This window comes from Metabacillus kandeliae (genome assembly GCF_021166585.1).
Taxonomy (GTDB): Bacteria; Bacillota; Bacilli; order Bacillales; family Bacillaceae; genus Metabacillus_B; species Metabacillus_B kandeliae.
The window spans coordinates 90,800-117,597 of record NZ_JAJOZE010000008.1 but is presented as its reverse complement, the minus strand read 5'-3'; the positions used below and the strand labels follow the sequence as shown (position 1 = coordinate 117,597).

Annotated in this window: 29 protein-coding genes; 18 read left to right on the top strand and 11 right to left on the bottom strand. The window is 44.1% G+C overall.

Annotated features, from left to right (window positions below):
* Positions 1-123 precede the first annotated feature (123 nt).
* Together LRR81_RS15710 and LRR81_RS15705 are read right to left on the bottom strand one after the other, a co-directional pair.
* Positions 124-909: an SDR family NAD(P)-dependent oxidoreductase gene (locus tag LRR81_RS15710; protein ID WP_231790337.1), complete on the bottom strand. Its 786-nt coding sequence runs from the start codon at positions 907-909 to the stop codon at positions 124-126.
* A gap of 78 nt (positions 910-987) precedes the next feature.
* Complete coding sequence (locus tag LRR81_RS15705) at positions 988-1,761, bottom strand: MurR/RpiR family transcriptional regulator (protein WP_231790336.1); 774 nt, start codon at positions 1,759-1,761, stop codon at positions 988-990.
* A 183-nt stretch (positions 1,762-1,944) separates the two neighbouring features.
* Here LRR81_RS15705 and LRR81_RS15700 point away from each other — a divergent pair, with 183 nt between their 5' ends.
* The 3 genes from LRR81_RS15700 to LRR81_RS15690 are packed head-to-tail and all read left to right on the top strand — an operon-like array spanning position 1,945 to position 8,291.
* Entirely contained in the window at positions 1,945-3,912 is a 1,968-nt protein-coding gene (locus LRR81_RS15700) for a fructose-specific PTS transporter subunit EIIC (RefSeq protein ID WP_231790335.1), read from the top strand.
* 21 nt (positions 3,913-3,933) lie between these two features.
* A complete protein-coding gene (locus LRR81_RS15695) occupies positions 3,934-6,606 on the top strand; it encodes a glycoside hydrolase family 38 N-terminal domain-containing protein (protein WP_231790334.1) in 2,673 nt (890 codons plus the stop codon).
* Positions 6,603-8,291, top strand: a complete 1,689-nt coding sequence (locus tag LRR81_RS15690; protein WP_231790333.1) for a sugar phosphorylase — start codon at positions 6,603-6,605, stop codon at positions 8,289-8,291. Before LRR81_RS15695 ends, LRR81_RS15690 begins: the two co-directional genes overlap by 4 nt.
* A 40-nt stretch (positions 8,292-8,331) precedes the next feature.
* Here LRR81_RS15690 and LRR81_RS15685 read toward each other — a convergent pair whose 3' ends face one another.
* Positions 8,332-8,712, bottom strand: a complete 381-nt coding sequence (locus LRR81_RS15685; protein ID WP_231790332.1) for a ribosomal maturation YjgA family protein — start codon at positions 8,710-8,712, stop codon at positions 8,332-8,334.
* 74 nt (positions 8,713-8,786) lie between these two features.
* Between LRR81_RS15685 and LRR81_RS15680 the strand changes: the two genes are divergently transcribed.
* The gene (locus LRR81_RS15680; protein ID WP_231790331.1) at positions 8,787-9,368 is read left to right on the top strand and encodes a GrpB family protein; all 582 of its coding nucleotides are present in this window, start codon (positions 8,787-8,789) and stop codon (positions 9,366-9,368) included.
* Positions 9,350-9,760 (top strand): SRPBCC domain-containing protein, encoded by a 411-nt coding sequence (locus LRR81_RS15675; RefSeq protein WP_231790330.1) that lies wholly within the window; start codon positions 9,350-9,352, stop codon positions 9,758-9,760. Before LRR81_RS15680 ends, LRR81_RS15675 begins: the two co-directional genes overlap by 19 nt.
* Positions 9,761-9,875: 115 nt before the next feature.
* Here the strand turns inward: LRR81_RS15675 and LRR81_RS15670 are convergent, their stop codons facing one another.
* The 3 genes from LRR81_RS15670 to modA all read right to left on the bottom strand — a co-directional run bounded on the left by LRR81_RS15670 (position 9,876) and on the right by modA (position 11,481).
* Complete coding sequence (locus LRR81_RS15670) at positions 9,876-9,998, bottom strand: DUF4023 domain-containing protein (protein ID WP_231790329.1); 123 nt, start codon at positions 9,996-9,998, stop codon at positions 9,876-9,878.
* Positions 9,999-10,073: 75 nt separating this feature from the next.
* A complete protein-coding gene (modB, locus tag LRR81_RS15665; RefSeq protein WP_231790328.1) occupies positions 10,074-10,730 on the bottom strand; it encodes a molybdate ABC transporter permease subunit in 657 nt (218 codons plus the stop codon).
* A 1-nt stretch (position 10,731) separates the two neighbouring features.
* Positions 10,732-11,481, bottom strand: coding sequence for a molybdate ABC transporter substrate-binding protein (modA, locus tag LRR81_RS15660; protein ID WP_231790327.1), 750 nt, complete (start codon positions 11,479-11,481; stop codon positions 10,732-10,734).
* Between the two features lie 138 nt (positions 11,482-11,619).
* Here modA and LRR81_RS15655 point away from each other — a divergent pair, with 138 nt between their 5' ends.
* The 7 genes from LRR81_RS15655 to LRR81_RS15625 all read left to right on the top strand — a co-directional run bounded on the left by LRR81_RS15655 (position 11,620) and on the right by LRR81_RS15625 (position 17,126).
* Positions 11,620-12,540, top strand: coding sequence for a helix-turn-helix transcriptional regulator (locus tag LRR81_RS15655; protein ID WP_231790326.1), 921 nt, complete (start codon positions 11,620-11,622; stop codon positions 12,538-12,540).
* 157 nt (positions 12,541-12,697) lie between these two features.
* The gene (locus LRR81_RS15650; protein WP_231790325.1) at positions 12,698-13,084 is read left to right on the top strand and encodes a GntR family transcriptional regulator; all 387 of its coding nucleotides are present in this window, start codon (positions 12,698-12,700) and stop codon (positions 13,082-13,084) included.
* Positions 13,081-13,770, top strand: a complete 690-nt coding sequence (locus LRR81_RS15645) for an ABC transporter ATP-binding protein (RefSeq protein WP_231790324.1) — start codon at positions 13,081-13,083, stop codon at positions 13,768-13,770. Before LRR81_RS15650 ends, LRR81_RS15645 begins: the two co-directional genes overlap by 4 nt.
* Complete coding sequence (locus LRR81_RS15640) at positions 13,767-14,597, top strand: hypothetical protein (RefSeq protein WP_231790323.1); 831 nt, start codon at positions 13,767-13,769, stop codon at positions 14,595-14,597. Before LRR81_RS15645 ends, LRR81_RS15640 begins: the two co-directional genes overlap by 4 nt.
* A gap of 11 nt (positions 14,598-14,608) precedes the next feature.
* A complete protein-coding gene (locus LRR81_RS15635; protein WP_231790322.1) occupies positions 14,609-15,784 on the top strand; it encodes a hypothetical protein in 1,176 nt (391 codons plus the stop codon).
* Positions 15,785-15,951: 167 nt separating this feature from the next.
* The gene (locus LRR81_RS15630) at positions 15,952-16,212 is read left to right on the top strand and encodes a metal-sensitive transcriptional regulator (RefSeq protein ID WP_231790376.1); all 261 of its coding nucleotides are present in this window, start codon (positions 15,952-15,954) and stop codon (positions 16,210-16,212) included.
* 137 nt (positions 16,213-16,349) lie between these two features.
* Complete coding sequence (locus tag LRR81_RS15625) at positions 16,350-17,126, top strand: sulfite exporter TauE/SafE family protein (RefSeq protein WP_231790321.1); 777 nt, start codon at positions 16,350-16,352, stop codon at positions 17,124-17,126.
* A 33-nt stretch (positions 17,127-17,159) separates the two neighbouring features.
* On the opposite strand, the gene LRR81_RS15620 is transcribed toward LRR81_RS15625, so the two are convergent.
* The 4 genes from LRR81_RS15620 to LRR81_RS15605 all read right to left on the bottom strand — a co-directional run bounded on the left by LRR81_RS15620 (position 17,160) and on the right by LRR81_RS15605 (position 20,836).
* Positions 17,160-17,330 carry a hypothetical protein gene (locus LRR81_RS15620; RefSeq protein WP_231790320.1) on the bottom strand — a complete coding sequence of 57 codons (171 nt, stop codon included), beginning with the start codon at positions 17,328-17,330 and terminating at the stop codon, positions 17,160-17,162.
* A 137-nt stretch (positions 17,331-17,467) separates the two neighbouring features.
* Entirely contained in the window at positions 17,468-18,826 is a 1,359-nt protein-coding gene (locus LRR81_RS15615) for a HAMP domain-containing sensor histidine kinase (protein ID WP_231790319.1), read from the bottom strand.
* Entirely contained in the window at positions 18,823-19,521 is a 699-nt protein-coding gene (locus LRR81_RS15610; protein WP_231790318.1) for a response regulator transcription factor, read from the bottom strand. Before LRR81_RS15610 ends, LRR81_RS15615 begins: the two co-directional genes overlap by 4 nt.
* Before the next feature lie 31 nt (positions 19,522-19,552).
* Positions 19,553-20,836 (bottom strand): DedA family protein, encoded by a 1,284-nt coding sequence (locus LRR81_RS15605; RefSeq protein ID WP_231790317.1) that lies wholly within the window; start codon positions 20,834-20,836, stop codon positions 19,553-19,555.
* Positions 20,837-21,035: 199 nt separating this feature from the next.
* On the opposite strand from LRR81_RS15605, the gene kynU reads away from it, so the two are divergent.
* From kynU to kynA, 3 genes are read left to right on the top strand one after another with little or no spacing between them, the layout of a single operon-like run.
* The gene (kynU, locus tag LRR81_RS15600) at positions 21,036-22,307 is read left to right on the top strand and encodes a kynureninase (protein WP_231790316.1); all 1,272 of its coding nucleotides are present in this window, start codon (positions 21,036-21,038) and stop codon (positions 22,305-22,307) included.
* On the top strand, positions 22,304-22,951 hold the full coding sequence (gene kynB, locus LRR81_RS15595; protein ID WP_231790315.1) for an arylformamidase: 648 nt from the start codon (positions 22,304-22,306) through the stop codon (positions 22,949-22,951). Before kynU ends, kynB begins: the two co-directional genes overlap by 4 nt.
* A complete protein-coding gene (gene kynA / locus LRR81_RS15590; protein ID WP_231790314.1) occupies positions 22,945-23,784 on the top strand; it encodes a tryptophan 2,3-dioxygenase in 840 nt (279 codons plus the stop codon). The genes kynB and kynA overlap by 7 nt, the downstream gene beginning before the upstream one ends.
* Before the next feature lie 32 nt (positions 23,785-23,816).
* Here the strand turns inward: kynA and LRR81_RS15585 are convergent, their stop codons facing one another.
* Positions 23,817-25,049 (bottom strand): DHH family phosphoesterase, encoded by a 1,233-nt coding sequence (locus LRR81_RS15585; protein ID WP_231790313.1) that lies wholly within the window; start codon positions 25,047-25,049, stop codon positions 23,817-23,819.
* 146 nt (positions 25,050-25,195) lie between these two features.
* Between LRR81_RS15585 and LRR81_RS15580 the strand changes: the two genes are divergently transcribed.
* From LRR81_RS15580 to LRR81_RS15570, 3 genes are all read left to right on the top strand, one after another.
* Complete coding sequence (locus LRR81_RS15580) at positions 25,196-25,378, top strand: YozQ family protein (protein ID WP_231790312.1); 183 nt, start codon at positions 25,196-25,198, stop codon at positions 25,376-25,378.
* Between the two features lie 94 nt (positions 25,379-25,472).
* On the top strand, positions 25,473-26,087 hold the full coding sequence (locus tag LRR81_RS15575) for a PH domain-containing protein (protein ID WP_231790311.1): 615 nt from the start codon (positions 25,473-25,475) through the stop codon (positions 26,085-26,087).
* Positions 26,088-26,164: 77 nt separating this feature from the next.
* On the top strand, positions 26,165-26,773 hold the full coding sequence (locus LRR81_RS15570; protein WP_231790310.1) for a sterol desaturase family protein: 609 nt from the start codon (positions 26,165-26,167) through the stop codon (positions 26,771-26,773).
* Positions 26,774-26,798 lie beyond the last annotated feature (25 nt).

Sequence of the window (26,798 nt, the reverse complement as noted above, 5' to 3'; positions counted from 1 at the left end):
CGGAGGCTAAAATCACAAAGGTTCATTAAGCCGGCAGGCAGCTTTTCATGATATATACAGATTAAAATAGACTAGCGCCTCTTAGGACGCTAGTCTATTTGTACGTTTGATATTAACGAAAACTTAATCCCGTGGACGCGCGCGTTCAGCATGACGTGCTGCTTTTTCAGGCTCAGGCGTTCTTCTATTTTCTTCTGCCTCCTGCTTTGTTTTCTCATCGCCGCCGACTACTTGGTCCACATTGTTCATTAGTGCTTCAAAGCCCTGTCTTGCGACGAGTTCTTTATCATTTTTCTCTGAAGAGCCAATTTCGCTGGAACCCATTCCGGCATTGTCATGGAAGTTTGTATCAGTCGGTCCCGGCAGAAATGCTGTCACATTCACACCAGTTCCCCGGAGTTCCTCGCGAAGTGCTTCAGCAAATGAAAATCCAAAGGCTTTTGACGGGCCATATACCGTCTCATATGGTGTCGGGAGTGTGGCGGCAATGGATGAAACAACCATGATTTTTCCTCTGCCGTTCGGCAGCATATGCTGCACAACCCGCTTCGCCATGTGAACAGTGCCAGAGATATTGATGGATATCAGCCGGAGCTCATCTTCAAGCTTTGTTTCGGCAAAAGGCCCGCCAAGCCCGATACCAACGTTGAGGACTGCTGCCTCCAGCGGACGGTCCAGTTCTTTTACAAAGTTCCAAAAGCTCTCTACACCTTTATATTCAGCGGCATCAGCTTGGTGAGGATAGGCTTCCGCTCCAAGTCCCCGTATGGTTTCGGCTGCTTCAAAAACCCTTTCGCTTGATCCTGATAAGGCGATGTCGTACCCGTTTTGGGCAAATTGCTTGGCAAGCTCCAGGCCCAGTCCTGAGGAGGCGCCTGTAATCATTGCTAGCTGTCTTTGTTCTGTCATCGTAACTCTCCTTTGAATTTAGGCGTCAATACCTTCTACATAGCCTATATAAAAGGGGGTTCAAACATCTTTTAGTACTTAAAGCACATTATCATTACCTTCTTCATTGTTAATGGTTTCTACCAGATAGGCTTCAAAAAGAATATCAATAATCGCGACCAAAGAGGATCTTGACGTTAAATCATAGCCTTTATAGGTGACCCTCTGGACATTTGTGGCCAGAGAAGATGGTACAAGCCCAGTCAGCGTGCTGCCTACCGAATTGGTAATCGCCGCAATATTTCTATTCTGATAAAGAAGCTTCTCCGCCACATTCACAATGGTTTTTGTTTCTCCGCTTGATGAGATGAAAATCACCAAATCATTTTTTCCGGAGATGTTGGAAAGAAGGTCAATTATATGAGATTCATAGGCATAAAGAGTGGGTTTGTTCACCTGCATGAGCAGCTTGCTGAAATATTCGCCCATCATTTTAGACAGCCCGACTGCAACGATAATGACCTTTTCTGCTTTCACCATCATCTGGCAGATTTTCTGCACATCAGATAAGGAGATTTGCGAAAGGGATTCCTGCAGGTCAGCTTGGTGCCTTGAAATAATATTCTCGCTCTTTGGAAGATCATCTTCTTCTATTGTTTTTAATATGTAGCGCAGCTCTGAAAATCCGTCGAGTCCGAGCTTATGGCACATTCTGACGATCGTGGTTGTACTGACGCTGTTTTCCTTCGCCATTTCCGTCAGCGACAGGTTTTTCGACTTCTCCAATTCCCGTTCAATATAGTAAAGAACATGTTTTTCGGAGTGACTCAGGCCTGAAATTGCCTGAGCAAACTTATCAATTACTTTTCCCATCCAGGTTCCCCATTTCGATTTCCAGCTCTCTTTAGTATAAATCAATTTGGGTACAATAACACTTGCCTGCTGATGTCCTGGTGTACATTTGTACATGAAGCGTACAGCCATTACCTAAAGAACTATGGTAAAAATAAGGTGTAAGCGCTTCACAAGACTAAGCAAAATGAACGGAGTGGTGTTATGGAATTAAAAGCGATGACCAATCAGCATCTGCTCCTTTTTGATGTAGAAGCTGCATCAAAGGAGGAAGTAATCGAAAAACTGGTGCAGGCACTGGATGAAAACGATGTCCTTCAATCAAAGGATGAGTACTATCAAGCAGTGCTGGACCGCGAAAATATATCTCCGACTGGGCTTGAAGCAGGCCTTGCTATCCCCCACGGAAAGTCAAAAGCTGTTAAACGCGCGGCATTTGCTGCAGCAAGACTGAAAAAGCCTTTAAACACTTGGGAAAGCATCGATCCTTCAAACGAAGTAGAGCTTGTCTTTTTGCTGGCTATACCTGAAGGAGAAGCGGGATCGACCCATCTTGCCCTTCTGTCTGAGCTCAGCATGAGACTCATGGATGACGAATACAGAAAAAGCCTATTCGGAGCACGGAACTCAGAAGAATTTTTGAAAGCGTTAGACAAAACAGAGAAGAAGGAACCGCAGGAAAGCTTTGCTGGCAGTAAAAAGGTCCTTGCCATTACAGCGTGTGCGGCAGGAATTGCTCATACGTATATGGCAGCAGAAGCTCTGGAAAAAGCTGGCCGAAAGCTCGGCATTGAAGTCATTGTGGAAAAACAGGGGGCGAACGGCCTCGAGGATGAGCATACAAGAAAGCTGATCAAAGAAGCAGATGCCGTTATTTTTGCAACAGATATTTCCCCTAAAGGAATGGAACGCTTTAATGGGCTGCCTTTTGTCAAAACAAAAGTAGCAGAGCCTTTGAGACATGCTGAGGAAATGATCGATAGAGCTTTAAATAACCCTGACGGAACTGTTCAGGAAGGGTCTGGAGAAAGCAGCGCAACGGAAAACGGTGAAAAGAAAGGCTTTTTCAGCGAAATGTCTCAGGCGATCTTAACAGGAATCTCTTATATGATCCCTGTTATCGTATCTGCAGGACTTATGATCGGAATTGCGAAGCTCGGTTCCATGCCGTTTGGTCTTGTGAACGAAATTTCGGACCCGAAATATGCGGCAAATCCAAACCAGCTTTTTGTCATCCTCCATTATTTAGACGCGTTTGGAACCATGATTTTTAAATTTATGTATCCGATCTTTGCTGCCTTTACGGCCTATGCGATCGCCAACAGGCCGGGACTTGTCTCAGGCTTTATCGGAGGAGCGTTCGCAGCAGGGCTTCACTATACGTTCTGGGGTGTTGAAAACGGCATTCCATCAGGCTTTTTAGGTGCTTTATTCTTAGGGCTTGCAGCTGGATATGTATCAAAATTAGCCAATGACAAAATCAAGCTTCATAAAAATCTGCAGGCAATGAAGCCGATGCTGATCATTCCTGCCATAAGCGTGCTTACTGTTTTCTTCCTGAATTTTTACTTTGTTGATCCGGTATTCGGCGCCCTGAACCAGTGGCTGACCGAAGTCATCAAAGGAGCTTCCGGCTCAGGAAATGTTGTTCTTTCAACGATTATCGCAGCAGCAACAGCATTTGACCTTGGTGGTCCTGTCAATAAAGCAGCGGGTGCGATTGCGATTGGCCTTTCAGCTGACCACATTTTCCCGCTGACAGCAAGGGTGCTTGCAATTGTCATTCCGCCAATCGGACTTGGCCTTGCGACTGTAATTGACCGCTTTGTGGTGGGAAGAAGAGTTTTTGATCCTGATTTAAGAGTTGTCGGCAATACGTCACTATTGCTTGGTTTCATTGCCATCAGCGAAGGTGCTATTCCATTTATGCTGCGCAATCCGCTCCTGACCATTCCAATCAATATTATCGGAGCGATTTTAGGCGGCGTTACAGCTGTTCTTCTTGGAGCTGTTCAATGGTATCCCCTCCCGGCAGTATGGGGCTGGCCGCTCGTTGAGAACTTCTGGTCTTACCTGATTGGCCTGGCGGTCGGCGTCTTATTCATCGCCTTCGCCAACATCTTGATCAGATATGCCTTGATCCGCAGAAAAGAAAAACAAACAGCCAATTAACAGCCTGGGGAGGAAAGCATGATGAGTGAAAGAAAAAAAGTATACGTCGTCCCGCATTCTCACTGGGACCGGGAATGGTACTTTACCATTGAAGATTCAAACCTTTTATTAACCGAAAACATGGACTACCTGATCCAGCTTTTAGAAATTGATGAAAGCTTTCATGCTTATATGTTTGATGGGCAAATGTCCATTGTCGATGATTATTTGAAAATCCGCCCTGAAAATAGGGAACGTCTGAAAAAGCTCATCCAGGCCAAAAAGCTATTTGTTGGCCCCTGGTACACGCAGGCAGACTCCTTGCTCGTCAACAAGGAGTCCCTCATTCGAAACCTATTATACGGAACAAGAATGGCCAGCAGCTTCGGGCACAGCATGAGCATCGGCTATCTGCCTGATATTTTTGGGCAAAATGCCTATCTGCCATCCATTTTTAAAGATTTCGGTATAGAATACAGCATTTTGCAGCGCGGCATTTATCAGGATGAACTTGGGGATGACCTCAATTTTCAATGGCAATCACCTGATGGCACAAGGATCAAATCCAACTATATCTATCTCGGCTACGGCCCCGGAAAGTTTCTGTCTTCAGATGACGAATATGTCACGGAAAGACTGAAGCCTATGCTTGAAAAGCTTGGGAAGCTCAATAAAAGCACAGGGCACTTGCTTTTGCCGGCAGGCGGCGATCAGGTTCTGGCGAGAAGCCATTTTCCAGAAACCATTAAAGCATTAAATGAGATGGATGCAGACCATGAATATATTTTGTCAGATTATGAGACATACATGGAGGAAGCCTGGAAAGAGGAGTTTCCTGCAGTTCTTGAAGGAGAGCTGCTGGCGCCGCAAAAATCCAGGATTCACAATACCATCCGGTCTCAGCGGTATGACATCAAATATTTGAATAACGAGGCAGAGTCTAAAATACTTCATATATTGGAGCCGCTGGCAGCCATCGGATACAGCCTTGGCCTGAATTACCCGCAATCATGGCTTGATCATATGTGGAAGCAGCTGTTTGATGTGCATGCTCATGACAGCATCGGGGGCTGCAACTCTGATCAGACGAACAGCGATATTATCAGCAGGCTGCACAAAGTCATCAGGCTTGCGGACGGGCAGGCTAACCTCATTAAAAAGCAAATCACCCATGCGGTCAGCAGCAAGCTAGGGGAAAAGAACATTTTCGTTCTTTTCAATCTGCTGCCTAAGCAGAAGGAGCAAATGGGACAGGCTGTCCTGTTTACTAAAAAACCGGCGTTTACAATCACTAAAGCAGGCGAATCAGAAACGGCCTTTGAAATTCTTGAGCAGGAATACATCAGCGGCGGCAAGCAGGTCGTTGTTACAGCAGATGGCGACAAGGAGATCGAGCTTGAAGGCTACTATCGTTCAACTGTTTCGCTTCAAGCGGGCTCTCTTCCATCAATGGGCTATCAGACATTTATTGTTTCAGAAAAGGATGGGGAGTCTGAAGATAGACAAGAGACAAGCTCTCTCAGCTGCATAGAAAACAGTGCACTGAAGCTGTGCTTTGAAAATGGAAATGTCACACTCTTCAACAAGCTGACAAAGCAAACGGCAGAACAGCTCATCTCTTTTGAAAATACGGCAGATGACGGGGATTCCTATGATTACTCCCCGCTTGAAGGCGATCAGCCGATGTATCTTTCAAATGCGAAGCTTCTTTATGCAAAACCGGGCAAGTTTGTTCAGGAGCTTGCTGTAGAGCATGAAAGAGCTCTCCCGGCAAACCTTGATGAGAGAAAGAAGAAACAGGCAACCGGAAGCATGAAGATTGTGACTGTGTTTGAATTGCACCAGGGCGAAGACTTTTTGCGGGTAAAGCATGAGATTGAGAATACTTTGGAGGATCAGCGGACAAGGGTGCTGCTAAAGGCGCCTATGAAGGATCTCAGCAAATCCTATGCAGATCAGGGCTTTACACTGCTTGAAAGGTCTTCTGAAAACCCAAGGATGGAAAATTGGCGCGAAGAAGGCTATGCAGAAGCACCAGTTCCGATTTATCCGCTGGAAACAGCTGCAGCTTTAAAAGAAGGGCAAAACGTTTTTGCCGTTTCGTGCAAAGGAATGAAAGAATACGAAGTGCTGACTGAAACAAAAGAGCTGGCGCTGACTCTTTTTAGAAGTGTGGGCTTGCTCGGGAAAGATAATCTTGCCTGGAGGCCTGGGCGCGCATCAGGGATTAACAATAAAATAGTTGAAACACCGGATGCCCAAATGAAGCAGAAGATGGTGTTCGAATATGCTGTTCAGCTAAAGCAGACAGAGCAATTGGAAGATGCCATTTTTGCTTTTTCCGAAAGCTTTCAAAACCATCAAACAGCTTATCAGCTGCAGTCTCTCAATACTTTTGAGGAAAGGTTGGACAGGTTTGAAATTCCTTATCCAGTAAAGGAAGCACCTCAAGTCTATTCTTTGTTCAGCATAGATGATGGAGTTTATTTCAGCATGTGCAAGCTTGCCTGGGAGCAGGATGGACTTATCCTAAGGGTTTGCAATCCTTCTGAAGAGGAAGCGGAAACTGTCATTTCCTCTGACCGAAATCTTTCTTTCAAAGAAGCCAATTTGTATGAAAAAGAGGGCGGAGAAATATCCGGCAGGACAGCTGTTACTTCAAGAGGATATAAAACAATCAAAATCAGCATGAAGAAGGGGGATGACATTCTATGACAAAAGAAAAGCTCCTTCAGGATCTCAAAGGAAAATTGCAGGTTATCTACGGTGAAGACTATGAGGAAGATTGCCATCAGGCTTTTGAAGCCCTTGTGGACAAATGGGCGGAGAAAGACTGGCGTCCTGCGAATCGGATTACAGAAAAGAACACGTACTTGATTGCATACGGTGACAGCATTTATGAGGATGGAAAGCCAGCGCTTTCCGTTCTTCACCGCTTTTTAAAAGAGCAGGCAGGAGGCGCCATTACTGATGTTCATCTGCTTCCTATGTTTCCATACACCTCAGATGACGGTTTTTCGGTAACAGATTACAGGCAAATAGACCCGGCGCTTGGCGGCTGGCAGGAAATCGAAGCCTTTTCCAAGGATTACAGACTGATGTTTGACTTTGTCGCGAATCACATATCAAAGTCCAGCAGCTGGTTTCAGCAATACTTAAACGATGAAGGAGAGTACCAGAACTTTTTTATTCCAAAAGAGAACGATTTTGATGATTCCCAGGTGGTCAGACCAAGGACATCTCTTCTTTTTCATGAATATGAAGGGAAAAACGGAAAGAAAACAGCCTGGACAACCTTCAGTGAAGACCAGGTGGATGTAAATGTGAAGCACTGGCCTGTGCTGATTGAGCTGACCGATATCCTTTTAACCTACGCGCATAAAGGCGGAACGAGCATCAGGCTTGATGCCATCGGCTTTCTTTGGAAAGAGTCCGGAACAAGCTGCATCCATTTGCCGCGAACCCATGAGATTATCAAGCTATGGAGAAGTATGCTGGACTATTTTAGGCCGAACGCCCAGCTTATTACCGAAACGAATGTCCCGCATAAAGAGAACATCAGCTATTTGGGAAGCGGCACAGATGAAGCCAATATGGTATACCAATTCTCACTGCCGCCGCTAGTTCTTTACGCGTTATCAAAGCACGACGGAAGTAAGCTGTCCCAATGGGCTTCAGGCATTCAGAAAATCTCTGAAAATGCTACCTTCTTTAACTTTCTGGCAAGCCATGACGGCATCGGCATGAGGCCGACAGAAGGCATCCTGACGGAAGAAGAAAGGCAGCTTTTAGTAGAGAAAACAGAAAGCAATGGCGGCCGAGTCTCCTACAAAGCCAATCCTGATGGATCAAAGACGGTTTACGAGCTGAACATTAACTATTCAGAGGCGTTGGTGAACAAAGAAGAAGATGTCTCTCTAGAGCTTCAGATTCAAAAAACACTAGCTGCCCACAGTATTCTGTTATCTGTTGTCGGTGTACCGGCCATTTATTATCATTCCCTGCTCGGATCGAAAAACGACCTGGAGGGACTGGCGGAAACAGGCATCAACCGCCGAATCAACCGCGAAAAACTGGCCTATTCACTCATCACAGAAGAGCTTGAGGAAAACAGCAGGCGGAAGAACATTTTTGGATCTCTAAAAGAAATGATCGCTCTGCGCCAAACCCAGCCTGCCTTTTCGCCTTATGGGGAACAAGAGGTTTTGCAGCTTGGAAAAAGTGTGTTCGCGCTCAAACGCGGCGGATCAGAAAAGCCGGTTTACTTTGCTGTAAACCTTGATGTTAATGAAACACAGGTGGATTTTGGCATAGAAGGATACGACCTTATTCAAAAGAAATCAATCAGCGGACCAGTTACACTTGGGCCTTACCAATTTATCTGGGCAGTTGAAGAGTAAAACAACAAGGCAGGAAAACGATAGGTTTTCCTGCCTTTTCCTATTCTTTAAGGAGCATGTAGCGGTCAATTAACCCAGCCATCACAATGCCGGCTGTATAGCGAAAGAGGTCTGCTATAAGAAAGCCTCTTCCAAATACAAGGCCGCCAATCACTGTGCTGCGGAGATTATTGGCCCAGTCCGTCTGGTATAACTGGCTGAATTCAATTCCAAAGCTGAAAAGCAGGCTGGCCCAGAGGCAAAAGGAAATTTTCTTTTTCACCAGCAGAAACCGGAAGATGAAGTACACCATCATGGCCCAGAAAACATCACCAGCATTTTCAGCCAGAAAGCCTGGAAGCGCAGAACTGAATTTTCTTGAGGAGAGGCCGAGGAGTATGGTTAGAAAAATGGCGGCAGCATAATGGATTCGTTTGTTCATGCTTTTTATTTTCCTTTATAGTTAAGGTATGGCTTACATCTAATATATCATTTTATTCAATAGAGGAGGCTGTGATGAGAAAAGTAACCGTTGTTCCCTATGAAGAGAGCTGGAAACAAAGATACGAAGAGGAAGCAGATCAATTAAAGAAAATTTTCGGGTCAGAACTCGCAGGTTTACACCATATTGGCAGTACATCTGTGAAAGGGTTAAAGGCAAAGCCAGTCATCGACATTATGCTGGAGGCTAAAAATATAAGAAATATAGACCGCTATAATGGTGAAATGGCAAAACTGGGCTATGAGCCGATGGGCGAATTCGGCATACCTGGGAGAAGGTACTTTCGAAAAGGCGGTGATGAACGCACTCGTCATGTGCACGTCTTTGAAGAGAAAAGCAGCCATGCTACACGGCACTTAGCATTTCGGAACTATTTAAGAGCTCATCCAGATGCAATGGAGCAATATGGCGCACTGAAGGAAAAGCTTGCTGCCCAGTTTCCTGATAATATGGATGCCTATATAGAAGGCAAGGCGAAATGGGTGCTGGATACAGAAGCGAAAGCAGTAGAATGGTTTAAAAACAGAAAGGAATTTCTTAAATCATCCCGTAATCTAATAGAAAAAGGAGGGATGGTATGGACACGCAAAACATAACAGGCAAAACAAAGACTGCGGGTTTTCAAATCGGTGTCAGAAGAACCTTTCCTATTTCCCAGCAAGAAGCTTGGGGTCTCGTCACTTCAAAGGAATGCCTAAGTCTGTGGCTTGGCAATCATGAGGAGCTGAGGCTGCAGCAGGGGGAAGGATATTCAGCTGAAACAGGTTCAGGTGAAATACGGGTAGTGAAAATGCAGGAGCAGCTTCGCCTGACATGGAAAAAAGACGGTTGGGAAAAAGCCTCTACTGTACAATTTCGCATCCTGCCTAAAGAAAACGGAAAAACGGTGATCAGCTTTCATCAGGAAAACTTGGCGGATGAAAGGGCTAGGGAAGAGATGAAAGAATTATGGGAGAGTGTGGCAGAGTGGATTGGATCACAAGGATAGCAGAGACTGAAGCCTGCGAAAGCAGGTTTTTTTATGCATCTGAAGGTTTACAGGCTGAAATAAATCATCCTCTCTGCATCTTGTCGAGTTCTCGCAGAGAGGATTTGTTTTACCGTTATTTGTGCGTCTTATTCGGAAGCTTTTTTCCAGGATTGCCATTTCCTTGATGCTCTTTATTTTTCTCATCTTTCTTTTGGTTGTCCTTCAATTTTTCTACAAATTCATTCGTATGATCCACAAAGCACACCTCCATTAATAACAATCTTTTTTACTGTTGCCATTTTGCTATGTAAATATTACACCGATTCAACTTCTAATCCCTTACCCAGCCAATAACCAGAAGCATCAAAAACGAAATCCCCACCATACACCCGACCCAGGCCCAGGCAAGCTGCATATTGCCTGAATCAATGGCGAGATAAATGGCGGTAGGGGCAGTTTGCGTTTTTCCCGGAATGTTGCCGGCAAACATTAAGGTAGCGCCGAATTCGCCAAGTGCCCTCGCAAAACTTAAAATCGCCCCGGAAATAATGGCTTTCTGGGCAAGCGGGATTGAGATAAACCAGAGCAGTTTGGCGTTTCCTGCTCCGTCTACAAGAGCTGCGCCCTCGATGTCTGTGTCAATTCCCTCAAAACCGGTTTTTGCTGATTGATACATAAGTGGAAAGGCAACAACAGCAGAGGCGATCACGGCTGCCCACCAGGTGAACATCACCGGCTGCCTGAAAATCCATTCAATCCACTGGCCGGCTGGGCTGTTTCTTCCAAAAACAACAATCAGCAAAAAACCAACAACAGTAGGAGGAAGGACGAGCGGCAAAAGCAGAATGGTCTCAATGATGACCTTTCCTTTAAATCTAGTTCTCGACATGAGACGGCCGATCAATATTCCTAAAGAGATGACAAAAATGCTCGATACAGCAGCTATTTCAAGTGACAGGCTGACGGGTGACCAAAAATCAGGCGGCATCTCAGCTCGCTAAGTCCTTAAAACCGTATTTTTTAAAGATTTTCATGGCCTGCTCCTTTTGAAGGTAGCTATAAAAAAGCTCTGCTTCTTCTTTATGCTTGGTGTTTTTTAGAACGCCTGCCGGGTAAATGATCGGGCTGTGCGTTTTTTCATCTGCCGCGGCAATGATTTTTATCTTGTCTGAGGACAGGGCATCTGTGCGGTAGACAAGACCTGCGTCTGCATTACCAGTTTCAATATAAGAGAGCACCTGTCTGACATCTTTTCCGAACACAGTCTTCCCTTCTAGCGGCTTCCAAAGCTTCATCTTTTCCAAGGATTCCTTGGCGTATTTTCCAGCCGGGACAGATTCCGGCGTGCCAAGAGCAATCCTTTTTGCTTTTGTTATTTCCGGAAAAGAGGAGATCCCTTCTGCAGCATTTTTAGGAACAGCCAGGACAAGGTCATTGCCGAGAAGCTCTGTCCCTTTTTGAATGAGCCCTTTTTTTGCAAGAACGTCATATTTATCCTGTGCGGCGGAAAAAAAAAGGTCAGCAGGTGCGCCTTGTGAAATCTGCTGCTGAAGGGTTCCGGAGCCGCCAAAGTTATAGTTTACCTTTATATCTGGATGCTCTTTTTCAAAAGCTGGTTTGATTTCATTCAAAGCATCCTGAAGGCTTGCTGCGGCGGAAATGGTCAGTTCAGTCTGTTTAGTGGCAGCTGAATTCTTGCTGCCTGCAGAACATCCAGCAAGTACAAATAGCATAGCCATTATAATTAGTCCTATTTTCCTCAAAAGCTCTCATCCTCTCATACGGATTATAACTAGATATAACTAATTATAACGAAAAAGGATTAAGTTGTCGGTAATTTGCGAATTGGGATAAAATAAGAGAAGGAGGGGTGCAGAATGCCAGAAGAGCTTTCATATACCATTGAAGAGGTCGCGAAACTGCTGAAAGTGTCAAAATTAACGATCTATGACCTTGTGAAAAAGGGAGATCTTCCTGTTTTTCGCGTAGGGAGGCAGATGCGTGTTCATGCTGACGATTTGAATCAATACATTAACTCTACTAGAGAAGCACCTTCTGCGCCAAAGCCTGAGCCTCCAAGACTTCTTAAGAAAGATTCAAACATCGTCATCAGCGGACAGGATCTTGTTTTGGATATTCTCGGAAAGCATATCGAGAAGCAATCCAGCTATAAGCCGCTCCGTTCCTATACCGGAAGCTTGAACAGCCTAGTGGCCATGTATAATGGTGATTGCGATATTGTGAGCCTGCATTTATTTGACGGGGAAACAGGGGAATACAACCTGCCTTATCTGAAAAAAATATTGGCTGGCTATCCATACATTCTTTTGAATGTAGTGACGAGAAAAGCGGGTATGTATGTTCAAAATGGGAATCCCCATCAGCTTTCCTCTTGGCCTGATTTAGAAAAGCACGATATTAGGATAATCAATAGAGAAAAAGGCTCCGGGGCAAGAATCCTCCTGGATGAACAGCTTTCCATTCATGGAATCTCTTCAGAAGCCTTGAAGGGCTATCAAAACGAAGAGACAAGCCATTTAAGCGTAGCGTCAGCTGTGTTTGCTGGAAAAGCTGATGCCGGCATCGGGATCGAGAAGGCAGCGAAGATTGTCGGGGTTGATTTTATTCCGCTGATAACAGAGCAGTATGATATTGTGATTTTAAAAACCACTGAAAACAGGGAATTGATTGATTTGGTGAAAGGAATATTATCATCAAAGACTTTTCAATCAGAGATTGATTCGTTTGGTGGTTATGATACATCCAGTATGGGAGAAACAATATATGAAACGTTTTAAAAGGGAAGAATCAGCTAAGGCTGGTCTTCCCTTTTATTTTGCATCGTTCCCATAATTGTAAAAAAATAGTTGACCCACTTCGTGTACTGCGTGTATAGTACAGATAGAAAGTGTATGAACTAAATAGTACACACACTTTTCAGCAGGAGGTGCTCTAGTGAAAGCGTTATTTAATAACCGCGATCCTGTTTATTTGCAGGTTGTGCGCCATTTCAAAGAACAAATTGCAACAGGGATTCTTGCCGCAGGGCAGGAGGTGCCATCCAGAAGAGAAATCGCAGGGATGCTGAATATTAATCCTAATACAGCCCAGAAGGCTTATAAGGAAATGGAGGATCAGGGTTTGATTCATACAGAAAAGAACGTTCCAAGCCGAATTACGGGCAATCAGAAAATATTGGACGGCGTGCGCAGCGAGCTCATTCTGGAAGCGGTCGGAGTTTTTATTGAAGCTGTCAGGCCGATCCAGGTGCCTGTCGACGAACTGGTTGACATTATTAAGGAGCAGTACACACCAGAGGGCAAGGGAGAAGGAACGGCATGATTGAGGTAAAAAATATTTCAAAGAAGTATGGGAGACGAAAGATTCTGGACGGTGCCACGTTCACAGCAAATAAAGGGGAAATTACGTGTCTCATCGGCATCAATGGGGTCGGGAAAACAACCACGCTGAAGGCCATTATGGGGCTGACACCGATCAGCAGCGGGGAGATTTTGATAGATGGCAATAAGATCAGCAAAGCCTTTTATGAAAAAGTATCCTACATACCGGATCAGCCGATCATGCAATCATGGATGAAAATTCAGGATGCGATGGAATTTATGAAAGACTTTTATCCAAACTGGAACAGCGGAAGAGCAGAGGAGCTGCTGAAATTTTTCCGGCTCGACCCAACAAGCAAAATCTCCTCACTTTCAAAAGGAAACACTGCCAAAACCAATCTGCTGCTTGGCCTCTCCCTTGATACAGATTACCTTTTGATGGATGAACCTTTCTCAGGCATTGATATTTTCAGCAGAGAACAAATTGCCGAAGTTTTTACAAGCCATCTGATCGAAAACAGAGGCGTGATCATCACAACCCATGAAATCAATGATATTGAGCACTTAATCGATAAGGCTGTCCTGCTTGATAACGGCAAAGTCCTGAAAAGCTTTGCGACAGAAGATATGAGAATGGAAGAAGGCAAATCAGTCATCGATGTGATGAGGGAGGTGTACCACGGGTGAGTTTTTTAAAATTAGTAAACTTTGAGATTCGGAGATTTGCAAAGATTTATGGTGTGCTTGTGCTGCTGGCCGTGGGGCTGCAGTTGATTGGGACTGTTGTGGTGTCGAAGATGTATGCAGCTGGTGCGTTTGCCGAAATGAGAGTATTAAATCAGTCAATTGAAGAATTTTCTAAAGGCATGAAATTTAAGATGGACTTTACATATATTTTAAGCTCAATGTGGACTCTTGCACCAATCGCCCTATGTATTTGTGCATTGCTGTTTTATATCTTTTTCATTTGGTACAGGGACTGGTTTGCAGCCAATGCTTTTATCTACCGGCTGCTTATGCTGCCGTCTGCACGGATGAACCTGTTCTTGTCCAAGGCAGCGGCCATCTTTTTAATGACTGTTACCCTGGTTGGAATTGAAGCACTTTTATTGCCAGTGGAAAATTCCCTTTTTCAATCCATCGTCCCTTACCAAATTAGAAACAATTTCCCGCTGAGTGATAGTATAGATCGAAGCATGATTTTTACAATACTTTTACCAAAATCACTAACCGAATTTATTGTGTACTATGGTGTTGGATTGGCAGCTGTACTAGTCATTTTTACGGCAATTCTTTTTGAGAGAAGCTTTAAAATGCAAGGCATAATATTGGGAATTATTTATTGCTGTCTGATCCTCGCCTTTTTATTGATTCCAGTTATATTACTGAGTGATTTGATCGGCTATCTTTATCCCAGTGAAATCATATTAGTGGAACTTGGGTTAATTGTCGTGTCAGCGGCAGTTTCTGTTTTGACCAGCAGATATCTCATTAATAAAAAAATCACAGTATAAAGGTGGTAGCCATGATCAAGAAAATTGCCATTTCTATTAGTCTAGCAATTATAGCTTTAGCTGGTCTCAGTACGTATTATATTCAATCTGCCGTTACAGTCAGCCAATTTCCAGACTATTATTTAAAGAAGGAATCTGGGGACGAAAATGCTGTTAAAAATTTGGTGTTAAACGGAACTTATTACGGCAGGCATTCCGCTGAAGAGGTCAAAATCAATTCAGAAGGAGCGACTTATAAAAGAAGGCTAAACCCTTTACAGCAGTTAGATACACAAATGGGAAGACCGCGTCTTGAAGAGCTGACAAACAAATACAGAAATTTCATGAGGGGAAAAGATATTAATGCCGATATTTTTGAAGATAATAAGTGGATTGTTATCGCTCAAGTAGAACCCTTTCGAGATGTACTAACTCAGAAGCCGATCACGATGACAATTTCCGTATACAGCAAAAATGATAATAGCTCCATGTCTTTCAAAACAGATATTCCAACAGATAATAAAGATCCTTACTTAAATATCTACATTCAGGACGTTCAAAGGTTTCAGAACGAGATTAAAGTACGTACACAAAATGTCAGAGACACATCAGAAAGCTATCATTTATACAGCTTTTCAATTGCAGATAAAAAGCTCGTTAAAGATGTAAGGTTAGCCAGCAGAGAGAAAGCCAATATTTCCTACTCTTTCTCAAGAGAAACCAATCCGTTTGGACTTGGCAGGTACACCGTTTTGTCTGCTGAAGTAAAAGATAAAGGACCAGGAAAAAATGAAGAAAAGGCGCCAAAAGTTGTGTCCAGAGAATTTTATGCAGTTGATTTGTACTCAGGAACGTCAAGAAAAATATCTCTGCCAAAAGACATGAACATGGATGATGTGAGTCTTTTCTCTGAAGATTCTCTCCTTTATCTTTGCCAACCAAAAGGAAAAACTATGAGAATTCTAGTTTTCAATTTGGAAGATAACACTGTGCTGGCAGATCATATATTCCCTCATTTGAATCTTTTAACGATTAATAAAAATAAACTGTATATTGCCAACGATGGGTTGGAAGATCACAAACCAATTCAGCTGTCTGTATACGACCTATTTACAGGGGGAAATATTTATAAAGGAACCTATACTCCAAAACACCATCCAGTCCAACAAGGGAAATACCTCTATGCTTCTGATTTAACCGTGCTATAAGCGAAGAGCAAGGTCCACTGAAGGGACCATGTTCTTTTTTCTTAGCCCTCACAAACTCACCCTCCCGCTTCACAATTGATTCCGGAGAACAAGGAAGTTGTCTTTATACTGGAGCGGGTATATTATGATGTCATAGCTTGGACAGAAATGGAGGTGCCTTTTACATGATTGAATATGATAAAAAGGTCATTAACCGCCTGAAGCGGATCGAAGGGCAGATTAAAGGTGTGATCGGCATGATGGAGCAGGGAAAGGATTGCCGGGAGGTCATTACACAATTATCCGCTTCAAGAAACGCCATTGACCGGACAATGGGTGTGATTGTGAGTTCAAACCTGGAACAATGCGTGAGAGAAAACATTGAAAAAGGCGAAGGCACAGAACACCTTGTGAAAGAAGCGGTTGAGTTATTAATAAAAAGCAGATAAGCAGAAGAGCATGAAAAAGAAGGTTCCTTTCATGCTCTTTTATTTTGTTTTGGATTAGCTATTTAAATTCTGGACCAAAAAGGCTTAAAATAGATGGGGAGCTTTTTATGGTTCCTTTCCTTAAGGAGGCAGTCCAGATGAGCATGGCACTCATGATTACTTTATTTCTAATCGGCCTGGCCGGGTCCTTTATTTCAGGTATGCTCGGCATTGGCGGAGCAATCATCAACTATCCAATGCTTCTTTATATTCCTGCGCTTCTTGGGCTTGCAAGCTTTACCCCTCATGATGTGTCAGGCATCAGTACAGTTCAGGCGCTGTTCGCTTCAATCAGCGGAGTGCTCATTTACCGAAAAGGCGGATATTTAAATAAAAGGCTGATTCTGTATATGGGAGTCAGTGTACTTGCTGGAAGCTTCCTCGGAGGCTTTGGATCAAGGCTGATGAGTGAGGCAGGAGTCAATATTGTGTACGGCATTCTGGCGCTGCTTGCCGTCGTGATGATGCTGATACCGAAAAAAGGGCTTGATGAACAGGATCTCACAGCAGTGGTGTTTAATAAATGGCTAGCATCAGCTTTAGCATTCGCCGTGGGAATTGCTGCAGGAATCGTTGGAGCGGGCGGTGCTTTTTTAATGGTTCCGATCATGCTGCTGATTTTGAAAATCCCTACCCGGATGACGATTGCATCCTCACTGGCTATTACGTTTCTCTCTTCTATTGGCTCAACAGCCGGCAAGCTTGCAACAGGCCAGGTTCTTTTTCTTCCTGCACTTGTTGTCGTTATAGCAAGCCTGATTGCTTCGCCGCTCGGCGCGATGACAGGGAGACGGGCCAATACGAAAGTGCTTCAGGTCATTTTATCAGTGCTGATTTTCATTACAGCTGTGAAAATCTGGCTGGATATCTTATAAAGGCAAATTCCCCTAATCGGAAATTTGCCTTTTTTATTTTTCGATTTCGATAAACGATTCAAGGGCAGGGTGATACACCTTTTCATAATGGTTTTCAGGGCACACCTTTACAACCATTGAATAGCTTTGCTTATTTGTGTCGAGCACCAGCTTTTGCTGGCATTTTGGGCACTTTTCAGTAAAAAGCCGGCTAAACAGACTCATGGTGCAGCCCTCCAGTTTTCAAATCCCTATAGGTATAGTATGAATTATACACGCGAGAAGAGTTTCGTCAAGCAATATATGCTAAAAATTCAGAATGTTTAAGGATAAAAAAACAGCTGATATAAAAACCAGCTGTTTTACCGAAGCGGCAGGGAGATTCTAACCTCAGTCCCTTTACCCGCTTCACTGTTTATTTCAATTTTTCCGCTGTGGAGGGAGACGATGTTCTTGGCGATAGAAAGTCCGAGGCCAGTACCTCCTGTCTCCCTGCTTCTTGCTTTATCAACACGGTAAAAGCGTTCAAATACTTTCCGCGCTTCTTCCTTTGGAATGCCAATGCCATAATCCTGAATCCTGATAATAACTTTATTGCCATTACTTTCAATAAAGACATCAATCTTCTCCTTGCTGTATTTCATCGCATTATCAAGGACAATAATCAGCACTTGTTCAAGCTTGAGTTTATCTGCGGGAAGAAGGATGCTTTCGGCACTGCTGTGAAGAATCAGCCTTCGTTTATAGGCTTGGCGCAGGTGCTTCAGCAAGCTTTCACACAGCAGGACAAGATCGGTTTCTTCAATGTTTAAGGTGTTTTCTTTTTCTGCGTCAGCTAAATCAAGCAAGTATTCAGCCATTTTTTGAATGCGGGAGGCTTCTGCATAAATCGTATTCGCAGCATCTAGCGTCATTTCTTTGTCTTCCGTTCCCCGTCTTCTCAATAGGTCTGAATAGCTTTTAATCACAGTAAGGGGGGTTTTTAGTTCATGGGAAGCATCTGACACAAATTGCTTTTGCCGCTCGCTGTTTTCTTGCAGTCGTAGAATCATGCGGTTGAATGTGGCCGCCATCTTTTCGAGCTCATCGTTAGCTGAGCCGGTCCTAACGATCGGTTTAAGCACACCGCTTTTTTCAATATCCTCCATCGTGCCGATCATTCTTGAAACCGGCTTGATAATCAGGCCTGCCAGCCATTTCCCTCCAAGAAGGGATAAGGCGGCAGCAATGAGGGTGCAAGCAATCAGAATAGCCTTCAGCCAGTCCTTCCTTGTCTCAAAACCGGCCATCCGTTCGCCGATTTCAAGGGTTCCGATAATCCGGCCATCCTTTTTGATGGGGGTTCGAGTGATCAGCCCTTCTTCTTCTCTGTTGTTTTCAAACGTTTTAATTCTAAAGGCTTCATCTTTTCGGGTAAATTCAGGCTCTCTTTTAGAAAGCTCAGGGTCATTGGACAGCTGTTTTCGGATCGTATTATCGGGGTTGATCAGACGGATAAAAGAATGGTCAACAAGATAAGCTGACAGGATCATATTCTCATTGCCCTTACTGTCCTCTTCTGAAAGCTTCTTAAGAATCATCTCAGCTTTTTTGGAGACCGCTTCTTTCTCCAGACTGACCGTCATTTCCAAAAACGAAACGTAAACGACAATATTGATGATTGACAGAATGATTAAAAGCCAGGCAGTTGTCAGCAGATTGATTTTTGTCGTGATTTTCATTTTTTATCCTTTATCATATATCCGACACCCCTGACCGTTGTAATTAGAGGCTCCTCGCCTTCCTGGTCAATTTTTTTGCGCAAATAGCGGATATACACATCGATGATATTGGTTTCGCCTTCATATTCATAGCCCCATACGTTTGTGAGAATGCCTTCCCGTGTCACAATTTTGTTTTTGTTAATGAGCAAGTAAACCAGCAGTTCAAATTCGGTTGGGGTCAGGGTAAGAGTGCGCTCTCCTCTAATAACCTCCCTTGTTTCCGTGTTGACTGATAGATCCGAGGCTCCCAGAATAGTACGCGCATCCTGTGCTTTTGTTCCGGCAGCTCCGATTTGTCTCATCGCTGCCCTGATTCTTGCCAGCAGCTCTTCAATTTCGAATGGCTTTGTTATATAGTCGTTCGCCCCGTGATCAAGACCATGCACCTTATCTAAAGTGGAAGTTCTTGCTGTCAGCAGGATAACCGGGGTTACTGCATCTTCCTGCCTTAATTTCTTCAGCACGTCAATTCCGCTCATTTCAGGGAGCATCACATCTAAAAGAATACAGTCAGGCTGAAGGCTAAAAGCCGACTGCAGACCAGACTTCCCGTTGTAAGCAGTAAAAACTTCATAGCCTTCAAAACTGAGCTCAATTTTTAAAACTTTTGCGATTTTTTCTTCATCTTCTATAATTAAAATCCGTTTCTTCAACGTATATCACACTTCCCAATTTTCTATCATCTTATCTTACGCCTACCCTGATCAGTTCAAAAAGCAGAAAGTTGAAAACGATCCAAACTGTGCCAAACACATATCCGCCTGCAAGATCACCGGGCAGAATCGAATATTTGGCAATCTCAGCCGCAGCAAGTGAGAGCAGGAGAAAGACACATAAGACCGGCGCAAATAGCTGGACTCGCTTGCTGTATGAATGCCTTAGCAGAACAAATAAGCAAGTGCCGTAAACAATGATGGCAGTCATGCTGTATTCATATGGAAATGAGGGAGACAGTGGCAGATTTGCTGTAACGAGAGAATGAACAAGTCCAAGCGCTTTTTTCACAAGGTAAAAATAGAGAGGCCCGCCGCCTAGAATGACCGCTGTCATAACCGTTTCAAGCCTTCGCTCTGGCTCTCTCTTCCAAATGATCAGCATGGAACAGAAAACGGCTGCTCCCAATACATAAGTCGATTGGAAAAATAGAATAACATTCTCAGTGCCCTGAATTCCCGGCAGAGCAAACAGTCTATGGCCTATGATTCCCGCAACCTCATTAAACCTTGTGAATTCATTATTCAAATAGTCCTGAGCAATGCCAATCATCAAAGCCATCATGCCGATAAAAGCGGCAAAAAGGAAGATCAGAAAAATCCCCGTTGCCCTGATGGTATGAAAATGAGTCAGGAGCTTGGCGAAATACTGGCTGAAAAAATGTCTTATAGGCTTTCTGTACAGCCTGTAAGCGGTGAGAACAGCCAAAAACAAGCCGACAATCACAACCAGGACAAGAAGATATCTTCCGGCAAATTGATGGAAAGTCTCCCATTTAGGGCCAAGCAGAACCCCAAGTGAGATAAAGCAGAATGCCCACAAGCTTGCCCCAATATAAGAAAGAAGCATATATGTCCGAAATGGCATTTTTGAGATGCCGGCAAAGTAGCCTGTCAAATGCCGCACTCCTGGGAGAAAGTAAGCAAAGAGCAGCAACCCCTTACCAGACTTATCAAACCAGGCTGCTGTTTTTTCGTACTGCTTCGGCCCGAAGTGAAAATAACGGCCATACCTTTCCACTAATCTGTACCCTCCAAGCCGGCCAATCCAGTAGGTAATGGTAACTGCCAGTCCAGCAGCAGCAAATGCAGCTAAAACAGTTAATATATAATTCATTTTTCCCTGAAACACAAAATAGCCCGCATAGCTCATGAAAAATTCGCTTGATACAGGCAAAGCAATCAGCTCAAGAGCTGTAACGGCAAACAAAATAAGATAGCTGTGATGCTCAAATAATGAAAAAAAGTGGCTCATCGTCTGCCCTCCATAGATCATCCCTTAACAGCTTTTCACCTAAGTGAAGGGATTTAAAACAATATAGCATGTAATTTTTAAATAACGATTATTCTCATCGTATTTTAATGAAAAATAATAAAAACTTTCCTTTGTCAGCCTTTATCTGCAGTATAATTTTAGTGCAGGCCGCAAATGGGAAAGGGATGAGTATATGCAAATGAGAAAAAACACACCGGAATATGCCGGCATGCTCGACGAGAAGGATGAGCTGAAGCATTTTCGCAAGGAATTTTACATAAAGGAAGGCAGCATTTATTTAGATGGCAATTCCCTCGGCCTGCTTTCGAAGCGGTCGGAGCAAGCTGTGCTGGAACTGCTGCAATCATGGAAATCATATGGCATAGACGGCTGGACAGAAGGAAAGCATCCGTGGTATTACCTGGCTGAATCATTGGGAGAAGCCTTGGCGCCGATCATTGGAGCTAAAAGCAATGAAACAATTGTAACCGGTTCCACGACTTCTAATCTTCACCAGCTCGCAGCCACCTTTTATCAGCCGGAAGGAAAACGCACAAAAATTGTGACGGACGAAATCTCCTTTCCAACTGATATATACGCGCTGCAAAGCCAGCTGAAACTGAAAGGATATGACCCGGAAGAGCACTTAGTCAAAGTAAAGAGCAAAGACGGGCATCTTCTTGCAGAAGAAGATCTGCTTGCTGCCATGACAGAGGAAACGGCGCTTGTTGTCCTATCAGGTGTGCAATATCGAAGCGGACAAATCCTTGATATGAAAAAGCTGACAGAAGCAGCACATGAAAAAGGCATTTTGATTGGATTTGATTTGTGCCATTCGATCGGTTCTGTCCCGCACTCCTTATCAGAATGGGGAACAGACTTTGCTTTTTGGTGCACCTACAAGCATTTAAACGGCGGCCCTGGCGCTGTGGCAGGGCTTTATGTCAACAGCCGCCATTTCGGCAAAACGCCGGGTCTTGCTGGATGGTTCAGCTCTGATAAAGAAAAGCAGTTTGACATGGAACATGAGCTGACGCCTGCCGGTCATGCCGGCGCCTATCAAATGGGCACCCCGCATGTGCTGAGCATGGCGCCGCTGATCGGCTCACTCGCCATGTTCAAAGAAGCGGGAATAGGCTCCATTAGAGAAAAATCCCTCAGGCTTACCGAGTACATGATGGAGCTCATTGAAGAGGAGCTTTCAGAATTCGGGTTTCTCATTCGCAATCCGAAAGACGAGACAAGGGGCGGGCATGTATTTCTGGAGCATCCGGAAGCAGCGAGAATTTGCCGGGCATTAAAGGAAAAGAGTATCATCCCTGATTTCCGCTCGCCAAACGGCATCCGTCTTGCACCTGTTGCTTTATACAACTCTTTTGAGGATGTTCGGCTTTCTATAGAAGCTCTAAAAACGATTATGAAGGAAGAGTCCTACAAAGCTTTTGAAAACAAGCGCGGGGTGATTGCATGACAGGAAAATGGATCGATATCTCGCAGCCGCTTTCAAAGGAGATTGCCCACTGGGCAGGGGATACACCGTTTTCTTATGAAACAGCATTTACGAAAGAAAAAACAGGATCGGTGAACATTGGTAAGATCACCACAAGTCTGCACACCGGAACTCATGTGGATGCCCCGTTTCATTTTTTAAATGAAGCCCTGACAATTGACGAACTTGATATCAGCCTGTTTATCGGACGGGCAAGGGTGATTGATGTTTCAGGTTTTCCGGAAATCAGCCGAAAAACACTTGAAGAATTTCAGCTCCAAGGAGCAGAGCGTCTGCTTTTAAAAACAGCCGTTCCGAATAAACCTGAAACTTTCCCTGACAGTCTTGTTCCCATCCAGGAGGATTGCGCCGCTTATTTAGAACAGCAGGGGATATTTCTGATCGGTGTTGATGTTCCTTCCGTCGACAATCCAGACAGCAAAGATATGACGGCGCACCACGCGCTGCATGCGCATGGTGTTCATATTCTGGAAAACATTATGCTGGATCATGTGGAAGAAGGGGACTATGAATTGATTGCTCTGCCGCTTCGCATTAAAGGGGCAGACGGCAGCCCAGTGCGCGCGGTGCTTAGAAAAATACAAGGAGGAGAGAGAGAATGGTGAAAAAGCAGCCGGCAGATACAGAAAAATCCATACACACAGATTTTCGGGAAAATATGACCTATGGGGAATACCTGCAGCTGGATCAAATTTTATCCAGCCAAAACAGGCTTTCTGACCACCATGATGAAATGCTGTTTATTATCATCCACCAGGTGAGCGAGCTCTGGATGAAGCTGATCCTTCATGAACTCCATTCAGCTATTGATGCGCTAAAAAAAGAAGAGCTGCAAACAGCCTTTAAACAGCTGGCAAGGGTATCTAAAACCCAGTCACAGATTATCCAGGCATGGGATGTCCTTTCAACCCTTACACCGTCCGAGTACATGGAATTCCGTGATAAGCTCGGCCAGGCATCAGGTTTTCAATCCTTTCAGTACCGGATGATTGAATTTGCCCTTGGCTATAAAACCCCGCACGTATTGAAAATCTATGAAAAAGATCCTGAGCTTCAGGCAGAGCTGAAGAAGGCTTATACATCTGAAGGATTGTATGACGTCGCAATTCAGGCTCTCGTTAAGGCCGGTTTTGTGATTGACGAAGAAATAGTAAATCGGGACTGGACAAAGCCTTATGTGAAAAATGAATCCGTCAAGGCAGCATGGCTCGCTGTTTACCGTGATAACCGCCGCTACTGGGATTTGTACCAGCTTGCAGAAAAGCTCGTCGATATTGAAGACTGGCTCCAGCAATGGCGTTTCCGCCATATGAAAACCGTTGAGCGGATTATCGGCTTTAAACAGGGAACAGGCGGCTCATCAGGCGTTCATTATTTAAGAAAAGTGCTCGATCAGCAATTCTTCCCCGAACTGTGGGATTTGCGCACTGAAATATAAAAATGCTGGCCCTGTGGGGGCCAGCATTCTGTTTATCCATTAAAGGCCTGTTTTACAGCCTTTTCATAATTTGCTTTTACTTCCTCAGCCGGGATCCGCAGGGCTGTGGAGAGATGAAGAACGCATGCGTCATCAAACCTGAGCCATGAACCATAGTGACGTTTAATATGCCTCTCGGCTTCTTCATAAGAAGAAAAACTGCCGGCATTTTCGCCGTTTTGCAGCACTTCAAAGCATTGGTCAGACACAGGCATGATAAAAGAAATGTCTCCTAGCCTGTTTTCATAATAAGTCCCGTAAGGAGCATTCTTCACATTAAGTTCATTCCGCTCAGGATCAGGCTTCAGCGGCTGGAGAGGGAAAGCCTTCAGAACAAAGTGATCAAACGCCTCTTCTGTCAGCTCGCAGCCTGAAGCCTTCGGATGGCCGCCACCGCCGAAACGCGAAGCGAACTCAGACACATTCACATCCTCATGAATGGTGCGGAAGCCGGCTTTTTTGCCGCCGACATTCAGCAGCACAATCATATCAAGATGCGGATTGAGCTTATTCAGCGCGTTTCCAAGCTCTGATAAATACTGCTCTGCATGCACAAGCCCAACGCAAAATTCATCCACAAAGGTTTGAATGATCTGCCTGTTTTTCGCATTTATGTAGCGGCTGATTTTGTTTTCCTCAATATCCATCAGCATGGTTTCCGTTTCTGTCAGGTCAAACGCATCCTTGTTTTCCCGAAGCCTTCTTAAAATATCCTCTTCAAACTTGCCTCTTTCAAACAAATAAAACAAGTCATTGAGCCGTTTCGCTTTGACATTTTCATTCTTTTCCCATTCCCACGTATCATACTGGCGGACAAGATCAGTAAATTCATCCAAAGCGCCCGTTTGCTCAAGCAGCCCATGCTCCATTAAATACTCATAATACAGAGAAGTCGCACATGACTTCCGGCCGTCCTCATACTCCGGCTTAACAAAACCCCACTTCCTGTCATTTAAACGCATCGCTGTTACATGATGATCAATCAGCTGGACAAACTGTCCCTTTTTAAAACGTTCCTCAAGCCTTGCTTCAATTTCTTCATTCACAGACAAATCCGTAATCGTCATGTCGATTTTGCTATTATCAGGCTGATCAAGAAAATATTCCACCCGCTGATTCAAATTCCGCGGCGAGCAATAATAAACATCCGCTTTATCTCCATAGGCAAGCTTCGCCAAGGCGCTGCATCCCAAACCATCTAAATCGCTATCTGTAAAAAGCTTCATTTTTTTAACCCCACCATTTCTCGCATTTCCTGAAATTTATTTTTCAGCTGGATCCAAAATGTTATGCATATCAGGCTCCAATAGATTCTCATAAATGAATCTTCTATAGACCATAATACAGGTAGAAGGCAAAGGAGGACAAATAAATGAAAAAACAAAATGACCAGCTGGCAGGAAGAATATTCGAAAATCAGGATTACGAGAAAAAGGACGAGCTATCCTCAGGTCTCGCGGTGACACATGAGCAGGTAAGCGACAGCATGGCAGAGGGAACGATTGACGGAGTGATTGAACGGGAAGACGGGACAGCGGATCACCTGGGAAAATAAAAGATCGTGTGCTGCTATCAGAAATAAATCTACTCATCCTTTATTGTTATTGTTAAAATAAGGGAGGGAAGTTTACTCTGAAAGGAATGGTAGCATGTTCAAAAAACTAGCTTCTGACGCACTCGGCCTCTCTGATATCGGAACGATTATTTCACCTGCTGACTTTGATAAAACAGATGCAGACGATTATGTGATGCACGAAGACAATGAGAAAATTTATTTTTTAATCAAAACAAAAGCGGATGAATACTGCTTTACGAACCTGGCCATCATTCATGTTGATGGGGAAAGTGCTGTTTCCTCCAAAAGGACGCTGAAACGCTATACTTATTCCCGCCATAAAATTTCAGACGTTCTGCTGGAAACAGCGGGCAAGGTCGACATGGACGTGGAAATCAAGTTCACCCTTGGAAAAGAAAAATTCAGCATTGATGTACGCAAAGACCAGATCGACCAGCTGAAGGATTTATACAAATCCCTGCTCAAAATCGAAGAAATCACCCACGAAAACCGCATCCATATGGACATGGCTAACCAAAGCCTGGAAAAAGCGGTCACGATCATGCAGAATACAAGAAACGAAGATAATAAAATGCCGATTACATACAGAGAGCTGACTGATTTCGGTTTTACATGGCTGACATCTGTCAGGGAGCAGTACCATGAGAAGGATTTTGGGGCTGTGTACGAAAAATATATCAACAATTAAGTAAGGAAGACCTGCCTTGAGGCAGGTCTTTTTTGCGGAAAAATGGAATATAAAGGATAAAAAAGGGAGGGGAGTACATGAAGCACTTTTATCGAAATTTTATCCTGCATACAGACTTTCTCATTATGGCTGTACTTGCACTATTCCTGGCCGTCTATCTATTTCTGGCATCATTCCATCTTTCATCCCTTGTTTGCTGGATCATCGGCCTTGTGGTGTTTATGTTCAGCGAATACTTTACACACCGCTTCTTTTTTCATCTGAAAGCACCAAGCAATCCTTACTTTCTTAAATTATTAAAGCGATTACATTATGATCATCACACAGATCCGCAGGACTTAAAGCTATTGTTTCTCCCGGTTTGGTACAGCCTTCCGAATTTTACTGTTCTTGTTTCTCTCTTTTTTCTTTTCAGCCAGTCACTGCAAGCAGCACTTGCTTTCGGACTCGGACTCATTTGCATGCTCCTTTTTTACGAATGGAAGCACTATGTCGCTCACAGACCGGCTAAACCAAAAACACGGTTTGGCAAATGGCTGAAAAAGTCACACCTTCTGCATCACTACAAAAATGAAAAGTACTGGTTCGGCGTATCAACGCCATTTGTAGATGCTCTCTTTGGAACACTGAAGGATGAAAAGAAAGTGAGCATGAGCGAGACAGCCAAAGACCTGGAAGGCAGATGACCGAAAAAAGGAGCTGATCCAGAAT

What these genes read in the sequence shown, in the direction of transcription:
- LRR81_RS15710 (WP_231790337.1), bottom strand. Translation starts at nt 909, where the DNA reads ATGACAGAACAAAGACAGCTAGCAATGATTACAGGCGCCTCCTCAGGA.
- LRR81_RS15705 (WP_231790336.1), bottom strand. Translation starts at nt 1,761, where the DNA reads ATGGGAAAAGTAATTGATAAGTTTGCTCAGGCAATTTCAGGCCTGAGT.
- LRR81_RS15700 (WP_231790335.1), top strand. Translation starts at nt 1,945, where the DNA reads ATGGAATTAAAAGCGATGACCAATCAGCATCTGCTCCTTTTTGATGTA.
- LRR81_RS15695 (WP_231790334.1), top strand. Translation starts at nt 3,934, where the DNA reads ATGAGTGAAAGAAAAAAAGTATACGTCGTCCCGCATTCTCACTGGGAC.
- LRR81_RS15690 (WP_231790333.1), top strand. Translation starts at nt 6,603, where the DNA reads ATGACAAAAGAAAAGCTCCTTCAGGATCTCAAAGGAAAATTGCAGGTT.
- LRR81_RS15685 (WP_231790332.1), bottom strand. Translation starts at nt 8,712, where the DNA reads ATGAACAAACGAATCCATTATGCTGCCGCCATTTTTCTAACCATACTC.
- LRR81_RS15680 (WP_231790331.1), top strand. Translation starts at nt 8,787, where the DNA reads ATGAGAAAAGTAACCGTTGTTCCCTATGAAGAGAGCTGGAAACAAAGA.
- LRR81_RS15675 (WP_231790330.1), top strand. Translation starts at nt 9,350, where the DNA reads ATGGACACGCAAAACATAACAGGCAAAACAAAGACTGCGGGTTTTCAA.
- modB (WP_231790328.1), bottom strand. Translation starts at nt 10,730, where the DNA reads ATGCCGCCTGATTTTTGGTCACCCGTCAGCCTGTCACTTGAAATAGCT.
- modA (WP_231790327.1), bottom strand. Translation starts at nt 11,481, where the DNA reads ATGGCTATGCTATTTGTACTTGCTGGATGTTCTGCAGGCAGCAAGAAT.
- LRR81_RS15655 (WP_231790326.1), top strand. Translation starts at nt 11,620, where the DNA reads ATGCCAGAAGAGCTTTCATATACCATTGAAGAGGTCGCGAAACTGCTG.
- LRR81_RS15645 (WP_231790324.1), top strand. Translation starts at nt 13,081, where the DNA reads ATGATTGAGGTAAAAAATATTTCAAAGAAGTATGGGAGACGAAAGATT.
- LRR81_RS15635 (WP_231790322.1), top strand. Translation starts at nt 14,609, where the DNA reads ATGATCAAGAAAATTGCCATTTCTATTAGTCTAGCAATTATAGCTTTA.
- LRR81_RS15625 (WP_231790321.1), top strand. Translation starts at nt 16,350, where the DNA reads ATGAGCATGGCACTCATGATTACTTTATTTCTAATCGGCCTGGCCGGG.
- LRR81_RS15620 (WP_231790320.1), bottom strand. Translation starts at nt 17,330, where the DNA reads ATGAGTCTGTTTAGCCGGCTTTTTACTGAAAAGTGCCCAAAATGCCAG.
- LRR81_RS15615 (WP_231790319.1), bottom strand. Translation starts at nt 18,826, where the DNA reads ATGAAAATCACGACAAAAATCAATCTGCTGACAACTGCCTGGCTTTTA.
- LRR81_RS15605 (WP_231790317.1), bottom strand. Translation starts at nt 20,836, where the DNA reads ATGAGCCACTTTTTTTCATTATTTGAGCATCACAGCTATCTTATTTTG.
- kynU (WP_231790316.1), top strand. Translation starts at nt 21,036, where the DNA reads ATGAGAAAAAACACACCGGAATATGCCGGCATGCTCGACGAGAAGGAT.
- kynB (WP_231790315.1), top strand. Translation starts at nt 22,304, where the DNA reads ATGACAGGAAAATGGATCGATATCTCGCAGCCGCTTTCAAAGGAGATT.
- kynA (WP_231790314.1), top strand. Translation starts at nt 22,945, where the DNA reads ATGGTGAAAAAGCAGCCGGCAGATACAGAAAAATCCATACACACAGAT.
- LRR81_RS15585 (WP_231790313.1), bottom strand. Translation starts at nt 25,049, where the DNA reads ATGAAGCTTTTTACAGATAGCGATTTAGATGGTTTGGGATGCAGCGCC.
- LRR81_RS15580 (WP_231790312.1), top strand. Translation starts at nt 25,196, where the DNA reads ATGAAAAAACAAAATGACCAGCTGGCAGGAAGAATATTCGAAAATCAG.
- LRR81_RS15575 (WP_231790311.1), top strand. Translation starts at nt 25,473, where the DNA reads ATGTTCAAAAAACTAGCTTCTGACGCACTCGGCCTCTCTGATATCGGA.
- LRR81_RS15570 (WP_231790310.1), top strand. Translation starts at nt 26,165, where the DNA reads ATGAAGCACTTTTATCGAAATTTTATCCTGCATACAGACTTTCTCATT.